The organism is Pullulanibacillus pueri (assembly GCF_014639255.1).
Classification (GTDB): domain Bacteria; phylum Bacillota; class Bacilli; order Bacillales; family Sporolactobacillaceae; genus Pullulanibacillus; species Pullulanibacillus pueri.
Genome location: NZ_BMFV01000060.1, coordinates 1 through 14,141, shown reverse-complemented (window position 1 = coordinate 14,141; position 14,141 = coordinate 1). Strand labels below are relative to the sequence as shown.

The following is a 14,141-nucleotide window of genomic DNA, read 5'->3' as shown; positions in this document are numbered from 1 at the left end:
CACCTGCATAGCAGGTGGTTTATTGTTTCGCACGCTATCGCGAGCTCAACTGACTAAAGTCGTAATAAAAAAAAATAGCCATACTGTGGCTATTTCTTTGAAAGAGGTTTGACGATAAAATTTTGAATTAGTAGGTTTAATATGGATATTACAATAGAAGCGAGGATAGCTGACCCGAAACTAGAAATTTGAAAGGCATCCCCCATAAATTGAGCCGTGAGCATTAATGTTAAGGCGTTAATGACCAGTAAAAATAACCCAAACGTTAAGACCGTTACTGGCAAAGTCAAAATAATGAGGAGCGGCTTAATAATCGCATTCAGTAAAGATAAAATAATACTGGCCTCAATGGCAGCACCAACGCCATCTAACTTAAAACTACTCATATAACCGGCAACCGTCATGAGCACAATCGTAATAATGATGATATTAATCAGCCAATTTTTTAAAACAGAAGTCAATAGTTATCTTCCTCCGGGATGACAAAATAAAAGATGAAATATAAAATAAAAAATGGAAAGAACGCTGTTAAAACCATTAAGAGAATATAGGCAACACGAATGATGGTGGGATCTATGTTAAAAAATTCACCAATTCCACCTAAAATACCTGAAAGCATACGATTTTTCCGAGAACGATAAAGACGCTTCACGCTTCCACCTCCATCCTTTTTAAATCACATCCTACTTTTCTCATTCTATTTTAATACAAGAGTCACTATTTTACGAATACCGTATTTGCTTATATCAGAGGGTGCCTTCCTCACGACGCGTTTAGACGCTAAAGGAAGCCCCCCTTTGAACAAATTCATCAAGAAACCGTTTGTTCTTGCTTTTTAATGAGCTCTTCCATTCGCTTTCGATCTCGTTCTAAGATCGGTTTCAAATATTTTCCTGTATAAGAGTCTTTCACTTTTGTAATGTCCTCTGGTGTTCCGGTAGCCACAATTGTTCCACCACCATCGCCACCTTCAGGTCCAAGATCGATAAGATAATCAGCAGTTTTAATGACATCTAAGTTATGTTCAATGACTAAAACAGAATCTCCATTTTCAACAAGCTGTTGAAGAACATCAAGTAAACGGGCGATATCATCAACATGAAGCCCCGTTGTCGGTTCATCGAGAATATACAACGCTCTGCCTTTTGTTCTCCGGTACAACTGAGAAGCCAGCTTTACCCTTTGGGCCTCCCCGCCTGATAAAGTTGTTGCTGGTTGACCAAGTTTGATATAACTCAACCCAACAGAATGTAAAGGCTCTAAACGACGTTTAATTCTTGGAATATTTTCAAAAAACTTCAACGCTTCTTCAACAGTCATATCTAAAACATCTGCAATTGTTTTTCCTTTGTAGGTCACTTCTAATGTTTCTCTATTATAACGTTTTCCATGACACACTTCACACGGAACATAGACATCGGGCAAAAAGTGCATTTCAATTTTAATAATGCCATCACCACGACAAGCCTCACAGCGTCCACCTTTGACATTAAAACTAAAACGCCCTTTCTTGTACCCTCTCATTTTCGCTTCATTGGTTTGCGCGTAAACATCACGGATCATATCGAAGACACCGGTATACGTCGCTGGATTCGAACGAGGTGTGCGCCCAATAGGGGATTGATCAATATCAATGACTCGATCGAGTTCCTCAAGCCCTTGGATCGTCTTATGTTGACCCGGCTTATCCTTACGCCCATGAAGCTTATGTGACAAAGCCTTAAAGAGAATCTCATTCACCAACGTGCTTTTTCCAGATCCAGAAACGCCAGTCACACACGTAAAAGTGCCGAGAGGGAAATCGACATTTACATTTTTTAGATTGTTTTCTGTCGCCCCTTTAATTTTAATCTTACGTTGATCGGGCTGACGGCGCTCAGAGGGAATGGGAATAAACTTTTTCCCTGACAAATACATTCCGGTTAAAGACGCCGGATCATTCATTAATTCTTCAGGTGTTCCTTTGGCGGTTATATTCCCACCATGCGCACCTGCTCCTGGACCGATATCAATAATCATATCCGCTGCCAGCATAGTATCCTCATCATGTTCTACTACCAATAAAGTATTTCCGAGATCACGCATATTTTTAAGTGTATCGATCAAGCGATCATTATCTCTTTGATGAAGCCCGATAGAGGGTTCGTCAAGAATATACAGGACTCCCATTAACCGCGAGCCCACCTGTGTTGCTAAACGGATGCGCTGAGCCTCTCCACCCGACAAGGTTCCAGCTGCACGACCTAAAGTTAAATAATCTAAACCGACATTCACCAAGAAACCCGTGCGCTCCTTAATTTCTCTAATAATAAGCCTAGAAATGGCTTGTTCCTTTTCAGTCAGTTCTAACTGATCAAAGAGATCACGGACGTCACGAATCGAATAGGCCGTCACCTCACTGATGTTTTTCCCGTTTATCAAAACAGCAAGAGCTTCCTTCTTTAGACGTTGACCTTTACATGTTGGGCAGGCCTTTTGTCTCATATAGCCTTGCATTTGTTCCCGAATAAAATCTGACCCGGTTTCTTTAAACCGACGAGAAATATTATTGAGGACACCTTCAAAATAGATATTATTCTCTTTTATTTCTCCAAAATCATTAGCATATCTAAAAAGAATACGTTCCTTACCACTGCCATATAAAAGAATATCTATTTGCTCTTTTGGAATGTTTTTAACAGGGGTGTCCATATCAATGCCATAATGGTCGCAAACCGATTGCAAAAGTTGTGGGTAATACTGTGAACTTGTTGGTTCCCATGGCGCAATCGCATGTTCTCTTAAAGTCAGGTCCCAATCAGGAATGACCAGATCCACATCAACTTCTAAGGTGGAGCCGATCCCATCACAGGCTGGGCATGCTCCAAAAGGACTATTAAAAGAAAAGAGGCGAGGTTCAAGCTCTCCAATTGAAAAACCACAATAGGGACATGAATGATGTTCACTGAAGAGGATTTCTTCGCCATCAATAACATCCACTAAAACCCGACCTTCAGCAAGACGCAGAGCCGTTTCCAGTGAATCTGCAAGCCTTGAACGCACGCCTTCTTTAATGACGACGCGATCAACGACCACTTCAATATTATGTTTTTTATTTTTTTCTAGATGAATATCCTCTGCGACTTCTCGCAGCTCCCCGTCAATTCGGACGCGAACATACCCTTGTTTCTTAATTGACTCTAAGACCTTAACATGCTCGCCCTTCCGTCCGGAAATCACTGGAGCTAAGATTTGCATTTTCGTTCGTTCTGGAAAATCTAATAACCGATCGACCATTTGTTCAATTGTTTGTGAGGTGATCTCCACTCCGTGAATCGGACAAATGGGGTGACCAATACGCGCATAGAGTAACCGCAAATAGTCATAGATTTCGGTCACCGTTCCCACTGTAGAGCGTGGATTCTTGCTTGTTGTCTTTTGATCAATAGAAATCGCTGGGGATAATCCTTCAATCGTATCCACGTCAGGTTTATCCATCTGTCCCAAGAATTGTCTTGCATAAGCCGACAATGATTCTACATAACGCCGTTGCCCTTCGGCATAAATCGTATCAAAGGCAAGTGAAGATTTTCCGGACCCCGATAATCCCGTAAGAACCACGAGTTTATCTCTTGGAATCGTGATATCAATATTTTTCAAGTTATGTTCTCGAGCACCTTTTACAACAATATTATCAAGAGCCATATCTTGCTCATCCTTCCGCTTTTAGTTCCAAAATAATGTCACGCAATTCAGCCGCACGCTCGAAATTCAATTCGCGCGCCGCCGTCTTCATTTCTTTCTCCATATTTTCTATGGCCTTTTCGCGTTCTTTTTTTGTCATCTTACTAAAGGACGATGGTGTGTCCTGATAGTCTTCTGTTATTTCGGCAACCTGAGTTGCTCTAATTACATCATGAATATCTTTCTGTATCGTCTGTGGTGTAATGCCATGTTCAGCATTATAAGCTTCTTGTATTTCACGGCGGCGTTTTGTCTCACTTATGGCAATGTCCATAGACTTTGTTATTGTGTCCGCGTACATAATCACATGACCATTGGCATTTCGGGCAGCCCGACCAATGGTTTGAATCAGTGAACGTTCAGAACGAAGGAATCCTTCTTTATCTGCGTCCAGGATCGTCACTAACGACACTTCTGGAATATCCAAACCTTCTCGCAAAAGGTTAATGCCGACTAAAACATCAAAGACACCCCGACGAAGATCACGGATAATCTCAATCCGTTCGAGTGTTTTGATTTCTGAATGAAGATACCTGACTTTAACGCCGGCCTCTTCTAGATAATCGGTTAAATCCTCCGACATTTTCTTCGTCAAGGTTGTCACCAATACGCGTTCTTGCTTTTCAACGCGCTGATGAATTTGATCCAAAAGGTCATCAATTTGTCCCTTTGTAGGTCGAACTTCGATGGTGGGATCCAATAACCCTGTCGGACGAATGATTTGTTGAACCATTTCTGGAGAGTGTTCTTCCTCGTATGGCCCAGGTGTCGCTGAAACATAAAGGATTTGATTGACATGCTCCTCAAACTCCTCAAATTTAAGGGGGCGATTGTCCTTAGCCGAGGGAAGGCGGAACCCATGTTCTACAAGGACATTTTTGCGTGCCTGATCCCCGTTATACATAGCTCTAATTTGTGGAATCGTCACATGCGATTCATCAACAATGATCAAAAAGTCCTTTGGGAAGTAATCTAATAAGGTATAGGGTGTTGCGCCCTCATCTCTTAAGGTTAAATGGCGGGAATAGTTTTCAATCCCTGAACAAAAGCCCATCTCCTCCATCATTTCTAAATCATAATTTGTCCTCTGCTCAAGACGTTGAGCTTCAAGGAGCTTCCCATCCTCACGCAATTGCTTTAGTCTGACTTGCAGTTCTTCCTTAATTCGTTGAATCGCAATCTTCATTTTTTCTTCACGCGTAACGAAGTGAGAAGCTGGGAATATCGCAACATGTTCTCGTACCCCTACAATTTCACCTGTAAGAGCATCAATCTCCGTAATTCGATCTATTTCATCTCCAAAGAACTCCACCCGTAGGCAGTGTTCATCTCTTGAGGCTGGGAAAATTTCGACAATATCCCCATGCACTCTGAATTTTCCTCTTATAAAATTAATATCATTACGTTCATACTGGTTATCCACCAGCTCATGCATCAGTTGATCTCGATCCTTTTCCATCCCCGTGCGCAGTGAAATGACGTGAGCACCATATTCTTCTGGTGAACCTAAACCGTAAATACATGAGACACTGGCAATGATTATGACATCGTCTCTTTCAAATAACGAACTCGTCGCAGAGTGTCTAAGCTTATCAATCTCATCGTTAATGCTAGCATCCTTCTCAATAAAAGTATCTGATTGAGGAATATAAGCTTCTGGTTGATAATAATCGTAGTAGCTCACAAAATACTCCACGGCATTATTTGGAAAAAACTCTTTAAATTCACTATATAATTGTCCAGCCAATGTTTTATTATGGGCAATAATAAGTGTTGGCTTCTTCACCTGCTGAATGACATTCGACATGGTAAAAGTTTTTCCCGTTCCCGTTGCTCCAAGCAAGGTTTGATGTTTCTTTCCCTCTTGAACGCCTTGGACCAATTTTTTAATCGCTTCAGGTTGATCTCCCTGAGGTTTATATTTTGAAATGAGCTCAAAATCCATCGATAGTTCCTCCTACCGTTGCTCGATTTTTTAATTTTATATAAAATTGACAATTTCTATCGCAAAAAACGCTAAAATCCTACTAAAATCTACTAAAATAAGCCAAATTTCTAGTGAATTCGTACTATTCAGGGGGCGAAATTCCGAATTTGCCTATTAGCATGTTTCACACTATTTAATTATAGTAAACATTATAGCACATGAATCAACGAAAAACAGTAAAAATGCAAACAAACGTTTGTTATTTGCATTCTACACCAAGTCTGATTGTAGAGCAACCAAGTCTACCTATTCGTACATAGGTTTTTGCTGACACATGATCCCTTTGCTCTATAACCATAAACATTGTTTCTTGTGCTATCTGTACCGTATACCCAGTTAATACGGTACGCCATCCTTCCAATTGCCTAGTGCTTTTCAGCGCTAGACTCCTCATTTAGACTTGTGTATTCTATCCCTTTTATGCACAAGTTCCTCTCTTAATTTTGGACTTATTCCACTTTGTCCCCCAAAGTGTGAATAAGTTCTTTTTTTACAGAATAAGAAAGTATAAGCCATCGAAGCAATAAAGAGATCGGTAGAAAAATTTGTCTTCATTAGGACTTGGCGGAGCCAAGCAATTCTCAATAGAAAAGGCGTCGCCGGACTAAAGTTTCTAGTAGATTAGGAACTTTTGGCTTATGACGTGAACGGGCGCTTATTAGCGCTCTTTTGAAGTTACTGCTTTCTCTCGAAATGGTGCTGATTCATAAGCTCAATTGGAAGTACAACCCTCTATTTGCTAGGAGGATCCACTCTTTTGGTAGTTTTTGTTTCGTGCACCTTTTGTGTGTAACTGGCTCTTTCACAAGCGCACCGGCGCCAATGAATTTCAAGCTTTTGGCATGGCGCCTTATTTTTGATGGCTGCCATTTGCCTTCTGATACAATTCTCCTAAAAAGAAAAAACATGGAGGAACCTTCAAGGTTTTCCATGTTTCAAAAGTATTCATTATTACTTTCCCTAAATCTATTTAGCCTTTTCCATCACTCTTCGGGAAGGCTCTAAAAAGAGAAACCCAATATTATGGAGCTCATTTTCATAGAGGGGACCTTTCACAAACCGGACTTCACCGTCGAAGTTAAGAATGTCTAATTTACAATAGGCGCCATTGATCTGCAAGGCCCGATAAAATTGTTCTTCCGTGCGAACAACTTGTCCATTGACTTTATCGACAACTTCTCCCTCGAGGACATTCATGCTTGCGGCTGGACTGTTAGGCACGACACCAACCACCATTAATCCATTCCCTCGATTCGTAAAGTAAAAGGCCTTCTTATGATGGTCACGATAATGAGAAAGAATCAGTGCTAAACGACTCACCAGAGCAAATATGGAAGCTCCAAGAATGAACCAGTCAGAATGAATGAAAAAGCTAGCCCCCGTGGCCAGGGCGATGACTATACCGGTGACCAAAAGCCACTTCCCAGTGGCCTTGATGGCGGGTTTTGGAAGTGAGTGACTCACCATTTGCTGCAGGCCTATTCCCATAGGGAAAAGGAATAATCCGAATGAACTGCCTTCAGAAAATGGCCACCAACCTACCGCATCAATACCGTGTGAAGCCGGAACCAGAAAGAATATTGGAGCAATCCATAACTGATAGGCCTCATGCGCACCGACTTTTTTTCCCCTTTTACTATTAATAAGTCGAGGTGAGGTTTGACGGGTTCCCCAAATAAGGACACTCACGGCCTCTAATAATGTAACCAAAGTCAGAACGATGCCTAAATCTTGAAGTGTGGCTCCTTGAATCTCCCTTATCCACCGATCTAAGAATCCTATATTGGTACTAAAATCAGGCAGGACGTAAGCAATGATTCCCGTTAGACCAACAGCGAATATTGGGGATAAAAAGCGCAATTGCACCGAGCAAAAAGTAATAAAATAGCAGGTGGTGATCAATACAATAACACCCATTGGCAGAGCGATGCCGAGAGCAATCATGATGACAGATCCCACTAATCCTATAATGAGACTTGGGAGCAGGGTTCCCATAACGCTATTAAAAATCCCATAGACTTTAATGCCGAATGAGCGTCTTTCTCGACGGACGCGCTGCCAACCAAAAAGAAAGAAGCCCGCAATCAGAAAGTAAAGGACCGGATTGCAAAAGAATAAAAGAATGCCTTTTAATATCGTAAAAATTATATCCTGTACCATATGCGAGTCCTCCGGTAAATCTCATAAAGTAATTTATGTATCTTGGGATCATCTCTCATCCAAATCTTTATCAGAGTCATGACCCATTCTTATTTTACTCTTAATCTTCTTAGTTCGACAACCACTCAATATCTTCCTTCCTTTTACCTAAATAAAAATGTGGAGACCACATGGGTTCTCCACATTTTAAGAAGCATTATTTTAATTGATCATCCAATAATTTAAACGCGGCTTGAAGCTGAAGATCATTTTTTGGATCGTTAACAGCGTCTAAGACTTTTTCCTGAATTTTACCGGCGGTCTCACTGTCAATTTGTCCATTAACCGTTAAATCATTTGCCTTTTGGAAGGCTCTTACAGCGGTTTGGGTATCCTCGTCAAAATAACCGTCTGTTCTTCCCGGGTTGTAGCCAATGCCTTTGAGCATTTTTTGGGCATTCGCAATCTGTTCATTGTTCATATCATATTTCAATGGTTTCTTTTTATCAACTGTCATAGGTGAGGTGAAGAAATAGTCTGGCTGTTCAACTTTCATTGTCGGCTGAATCCCCTTTTTGTGAATCCAATTGCCGTCAGGTGTTAGCCATTTAAACATCGTGAGTTTAAGTTCACTTGTCGCCTTTTTGCCATTCTTATCTGTATCATTAATATCAACGGCTTGTTGTACAGTACCTTTACCAAAAGATTTGACACCGACTAAAGGATAGCCCCCCGCCTCTTTTAATGCTGCGGAAAGAATTTCTGCTGCCGAAGCACTGCCACTATCAATAAGTCCAACAATGGGATAAGGTTTCTTTTGCTCTAAAGTTGAATTGAATTTATCAACAATTTTCCCATTGCGATCCTGGATTTGAACGATTGGTTTCTTACTCGATACAATTTCATTCGCCATTTTTTCAACTTGATCTAAGTATCCGCCAGGGTTGCCGCGAACATCAATAACAAGTCCTTTAATATTTTGTTTTTCTAATTTGTTAATCTCATTGCTAAATTCCTTACTCGTGCTTTCATTAAAGGAGGTGATATCAAGATAACCAAACTTTTCACCCTTGTAATCAAAGACTTTAGAGCTTGCTGTTGTCAGCGGAATTTCCTTTCGGGTGATATCAAATTCAAGCGGTTTAGTGACCCCTTTTCGCTCAACGACAAGATGAGCCACGGTGCCTTCTTTACCTTTAATCTGAGCAACGGCTTCATTAAGACTCATGCCTTCAAGCGATTTACCATTGACACTTACAATCTGATCATGCGGTTGCAAACCTGCTTTTTCTGCTGGAGACCCTTTTATAGGCGAAACAACGGTTACTTTATTGTTCTCCAGCTGGACTTCAGCGCCAATACCTTGGAAGGAAGAAGATAAGGACTCATTAAATTGACTTGCAGTATCAGGATCCATATAAGATGAAAACGGATCATCAAGGGATTCAATCATCCCTTGGATTGCCCCATTGGTTAACGTTTGCTCATCAACTTTTTTATAATATCTTTGATTGATAAATTGGAATATTTCTTCCATCTTTTTAAAATTAGCATTGCTTGAGGTTGAATCTGTTGTGCCAGAATCCATAGTTACCGCATTCTGATCGGATCCAAATAAACGTGTTGCCCCATAAGCACCTGATGCACCTACTAGCAAGGCTACAATAACAAGGAGTGCTACAACTTTTCCACTAAACTTCATACATGCCCACCTCTTTTTTTTAGAAAACTTGGCTTATCGCCAAACCTTAATGGCGAAAGCCTTAGTTGCACTTATAAGGTCTTCCACAAAGTAAAGATTCTGACGTTGTAAAAAACTTGATACCGTCTCTTGAACACACCGTTCTGTCGGTATTAAGTTTCCGCTTATATGGTGCTCCACAGCTATAAACTGAACGTCTTGTCTCAAAAAAACATCCTATGTACAATCAGCTTTCACTTTGCCTATTGCTTCCATGGTTTACACGTGCGACCGTAGCAAAGTGAGAAAAGCATAACACCAGATAATGATGTCATGCTTTTACTTCTACATCATCCGTTCACCTTTTTGGCCCTACGGATTATTATACTATATGTTGACCTGTCCAAGCATATGCTTCGCTTCCTGCTTTTTCTAAGACTTAAGGAAGATAATTTAACGGATTTACAGCCCCTGGATGTGGAGGTGCAGTCCAATCTCCTTGATAGACTTCAAAGTGAAGATGCACACCATCTGCAGAACCCGTTGCCCCCATTTGCCCGAGGACTTGTCCCCTTTTGACAACAGACCCCGTACTTACTGTTCGACTTCCCGATGCCATATGGGCATAAAGTGTCGTTATTTTTTGACCATTAATATAGCTCGTCAAGATGACACATTCACCATAGGAACTAGAGAGATACGATCTCGCGACCACTCCATCTGCAGCGGCATGAATAGGTGTAGAAGCCCCATGATTTCCTATATCAATACCAGAGTGGAATCCTCCTCCTCCATAGCTCCTATAACCAAAGCCAGAAGTGACATATCCACCATTAACTGGCCAGCTTAATTCACCACTACTTTGACTCGTTGAGCTGGAACTTGAACTGGAACTTGAACCCGAACTACTTGAAGAGCTGTTTTGCGAAAGTTGACTTGGTGTATTGCTACTCTTCTTGGCCGCCTCTGCTGCCTTTTTAGCCGCTGCTTCTTCAGCTTTCTTTTTTGCCTCTTCCGCCTTGCGTTCTTTCTCTTGCTGTTGCCATAGTTCATAGGCCTTTTGCGTTGCTTCTTTTTGTGCCGCAAGGTTAGCCGCTTCTTCCTTCTTATCTATGACATCTGATTCGAGATCTGCTGCTTGTTTCTGCAGCTTCGCCATCAAAGTCTTTTGCTTCGCTTTCTGATCATCAAGTTGCTGCTTCATGGCATTGAGTTCAGTGAGATCAGCCTTGATTTCCTTCAATTTCTGTTCTTGAAGCTTTTTTGACTGATCTAGCTTGGCTTTGTCCGCTTTTTGCTCAGCCAAAATGTCATTGTCATGATCAGCCAGCGTCTTTAGTGCCGCAACACGACTAATGAAATTACTAAAACTTTTAGAGCCGAGAAGTACTTCTATATAATCAATCGAACCTCCATGTATGTACATTGTCTGGATCCGTTTTTTTAAAACTTTGTCACGCTTATTAATTCGCTCTGTTGTTTCTTTAATTGATTTTTTTAATTGAGCTACTTGATCTTGAGTATTATTGACCTCTGATTGTTTTTCATTAATCTTCTTGGACATATCAGAAATATCTTTTTCAACATCAGCAAGCTGTGCGGAAACATCTTGCTGCTTGCTTTTCGTTTGATTCAGTTTATCTTGTGATTTTTTCAGTGCATCATCAGTCTTATTCTGTTTTTCTTCAATACTATTAATCTTATCTTGATAATCGTTGCCTGCAGCCAGGACAACACCAGAAGAACTAAAAGCAAGTGCCGTGACTATTGAAACGCCCATCATTGTTAGAGGCTTGGTCCACTTGACCTTCATGTTCCTCCTCCTCCCCTTAAAAAGAAAATAGAGCTAAGCGGACGCATAAGTCGAAAGACCCTTTTCTTCTTATGCGAACCTTAGCTAATAGCTTGCCGATCCCTTTTATACTTTTAAAAAGCGTCGCACTGAGGTGAGACTTCCCCACACACCGATGACAGCGCCAATGATAATTAACAGTCCAGCTAAATACAGGGCCATCGTGTCAAAAGGAATAAGCTTGATAAAAGCATAACTTTGGAAGTTGTTTTGAATAAAATAGGTATACAATTGACGATAGATAATCAGTAGCAAGGCAACAGGAATACATGCACCAATCACGCCTAAAAACAAGCCTTCTAAAAAGTAAGGCCAGCGCACAAACGCGTTTGTTGCCCCTACAAGCTTCATAATCTCAATTTCAGTACTCCGAGCTACAATTGTGAGTTTAATAGTATTGGCAATGAGGAATATTGATGTAAAAAGCAAGCCTAAAATCAGGATAATCCCAACATTGCGCGCCACATCAACAACATTGAATAGTTTCTTAACATACCCCTTACCATAACTCACATCAGATACATATTTTAGCTTTTCAATCTTCTTGGCAACGGCTTCGGTTTGTTTAGGCTTTTGCGTTTTGATTTCAAAAGCATCATTTAATGGGTTATCATCACCTTGATAAGGTTTAATGACATCCGCATCTTTACCGAAATCCTTCATCAATTCTTTAAGTCCCTCTTCACGGGAAATGTATTTAATAGAATGAACTTCACTAATTTGTTTGATTTGTTCTTTTAGCTCATCCTGTTGCTGAGGCGTCGCTGTCAAGTCAATGTAGGCACGAACCTCAACATCATTTTCTATTTGTCCTGCCATTTTATTAAGATTCAGCATAACCATGAGAAAGAGTCCGACTATCATGAGGGCCACGGCCACAGCACTGATAGAAGCCACAGTCATCCAGCCATTACGGCCTAAATTTTTAATACTCTCTTTAAGATGGCGACCTATAGTTCTAGCCTTCATAACCAAAGTCACCTCGTTTATCATCGCGTGCAATCATACCACTTTCAATAGCAATGACGCGCTTTTTCATGCGGTCAACAATGTCCTTATTGTGGGTCGCCATAACGACTGTTGTCCCATTATCATTGATCCGTTCAAAAACTTCCATAATCCCCCAGGCATTCTCAGGATCGAGGTTTCCTGTGGGCTCATCGGCCACAACCACAGAAGGGTTATTGACTATAGAGCGAGCAATAGACACCCGCTGTTGTTCCCCACCTGAAAGCTCTGAAGGTAAGAACCGAGCCTTATGCTTTAATTTAACAAGATCGAGAACCTCCATGACTTTTTTTCTAATTTGCCTTGGAGTTTCCTCAATCACCTCTAATGCAAAAGCAATATTTTCATAGACTGTAAGTTTCGGTAGCAATTTAAAATCCTGGAAAACGACGCCTAATTTCCGGCGAAGAAAAGGAACATCTTTATTTTTCATGGTTGTTATATCGGTCCCATCAATAATAATTTTGCCTCGATTCGGGACCTCTTCTCTATACATGAGTTTGATAAACGTGGATTTACCAGAGCCACTTTGTCCAACGACATAAACAAACTCACCTTTTTCAATCTTGACAGTTATTCCATTAACAGCCATTACGCCATTGGCATATGACTTCCATACATCCTGCATTTCGATCATAGTGATCACATCCTACCTCTGTTCATCTGTCTTTGGGTGAAAATTCTTGGATGATATCTGTAGAGCAAAACCTTCTTAATCAGTTTTGCGTGGTAGTATAGATTCCTATTGGAAAAATCATCCTTATGAAAAACCGTGGGAAAATTAGAGGAAGTTCGACAAAATTTTCGAAGGCGTCCTTCAAAAGATCACTTTAAAAGCTGAGCTTTTTTTTTAAACACCTACTGATTAATCGAACAGACGCACTAATTGTGGGTTGTTGTCAATCCATAATGTTTACTATTGATATTATAACACCTTCAAACGACAAGTTAAGACATTATTTTATTACAATTTCATTTCAAAGCGAAAAGATTGGCACTATTTTCAGGAAAACTTAAGATTTGAATAGAATCTTTTCCAATCGAGCACATTAAAGGAAAATGTGTTTGATGTGAGAAGGGTTTTTCGACTATGGATAAGGACAAAAGTACTGAGCAGAAGCAAATGAATAAAGATAAGCAACCTTCCGACAAGGACAACCAATTCACAAACAAACTTTTTAAAAGCCTGGATAAAAACATTGAAAACTTTAAATCCATGATGAACGCACCTTCGGATTTAGTTTTAAAAAAGTTTAAAGTGGGCGGAACCACGACCAATTGCGCTGTTTTTTGTATTGACGGCTTGTCCAATGGCCAATATATCGCGGAAAACATTGTCAACAGTATTTTAAGCTTTGACATCAAGAGTAATAGCTTTCGTCCCACACCGGATCAGATTCTTGAGGATTTGAAATATCGTGTCATGATGACGGCAGATGATATCACAGTCAAAACAACCCTTGATGATGTCACTTTAGAAGTCCTGAGTGGCAATACTGCTGTTCTCGTTGATGGGTGTGACAAAGTGTTGATTGCGAGTTCCATGGAAGTCACCCAGCGCTCCTTAGAAGAACCCATTACCGAAGCCCTTGTCAGGGGGCCACGCATAGGGTTTATTGAGAACCTTCGCATGAACACAACGCTGGTTCGCCGCGGCATTCGTGATCCAAATTTAAGAATAAAGTCAATCATAACCACCCTTCCAAAGGGTGGTTTGCACAAAGGCTATAAGCCTAAACTACCGGCCGGCG

General features: G+C 40.7%; 10 protein-coding genes. 1 reads left to right on the top strand and 9 read right to left on the bottom strand.

Features of this window, described 5'->3' with window-relative positions:
- Window positions 1–89: 89 nt before the first annotated feature.
- The 9 genes from IEV91_RS21010 to ftsE all read right to left on the bottom strand — a co-directional run bounded on the left by IEV91_RS21010 (window position 90) and on the right by ftsE (window position 13,027).
- Window positions 90–461 carry a phage holin family protein gene (locus IEV91_RS21010; RefSeq protein ID WP_268236421.1) on the bottom strand — a complete coding sequence of 124 codons (372 nt, stop codon included), beginning with the start codon at window positions 459–461 and terminating at the stop codon, window positions 90–92.
- The gene (locus IEV91_RS21005; RefSeq protein ID WP_188499386.1) at window positions 458–652 is read right to left on the bottom strand and encodes a PspC domain-containing protein; all 195 of its coding nucleotides are present in this window, start codon (window positions 650–652) and stop codon (window positions 458–460) included. Before IEV91_RS21005 ends, IEV91_RS21010 begins: the two co-directional genes overlap by 4 nt.
- A gap of 158 nt (window positions 653–810) precedes the next feature.
- A complete protein-coding gene (gene uvrA / locus IEV91_RS21000; protein ID WP_188499385.1) occupies window positions 811–3,684 on the bottom strand; it encodes an excinuclease ABC subunit UvrA in 2,874 nt (957 codons plus the stop codon).
- 7 nt (window positions 3,685–3,691) lie between these two features.
- Window positions 3,692–5,668 carry an excinuclease ABC subunit UvrB gene (gene uvrB, locus IEV91_RS20995; RefSeq protein WP_188499384.1) on the bottom strand — a complete coding sequence of 659 codons (1,977 nt, stop codon included), beginning with the start codon at window positions 5,666–5,668 and terminating at the stop codon, window positions 3,692–3,694.
- A 1,008-nt stretch (window positions 5,669–6,676) separates the two neighbouring features.
- Entirely contained in the window at window positions 6,677–7,870 is a 1,194-nt protein-coding gene (locus tag IEV91_RS20990) for a PDZ domain-containing protein (RefSeq protein WP_188499383.1), read from the bottom strand.
- A gap of 196 nt (window positions 7,871–8,066) precedes the next feature.
- A complete protein-coding gene (locus IEV91_RS20985; RefSeq protein ID WP_188499382.1) occupies window positions 8,067–9,551 on the bottom strand; it encodes a S41 family peptidase in 1,485 nt (494 codons plus the stop codon).
- Between the two features lie 418 nt (window positions 9,552–9,969).
- On the bottom strand, window positions 9,970–11,343 hold the full coding sequence (locus tag IEV91_RS20980) for a murein hydrolase activator EnvC family protein (RefSeq protein ID WP_188499381.1): 1,374 nt from the start codon (window positions 11,341–11,343) through the stop codon (window positions 9,970–9,972).
- A 105-nt stretch (window positions 11,344–11,448) separates the two neighbouring features.
- Window positions 11,449–12,351: a permease-like cell division protein FtsX gene (gene ftsX / locus IEV91_RS20975; protein WP_188499380.1), complete on the bottom strand. Its 903-nt coding sequence runs from the start codon at window positions 12,349–12,351 to the stop codon at window positions 11,449–11,451.
- The gene (gene ftsE, locus IEV91_RS20970; RefSeq protein ID WP_188499379.1) at window positions 12,341–13,027 is read right to left on the bottom strand and encodes a cell division ATP-binding protein FtsE; all 687 of its coding nucleotides are present in this window, start codon (window positions 13,025–13,027) and stop codon (window positions 12,341–12,343) included. The genes ftsX and ftsE overlap by 11 nt, the downstream gene beginning before the upstream one ends.
- 453 nt (window positions 13,028–13,480) lie before the next feature.
- On the opposite strand from ftsE, the gene IEV91_RS20965 reads away from it, so the two are divergent.
- Window positions 13,481–14,141, top strand: a 661-nt coding sequence (locus IEV91_RS20965) for a spore germination protein (RefSeq protein ID WP_188499378.1), incomplete at its 3' end; no start/stop codon positions are given.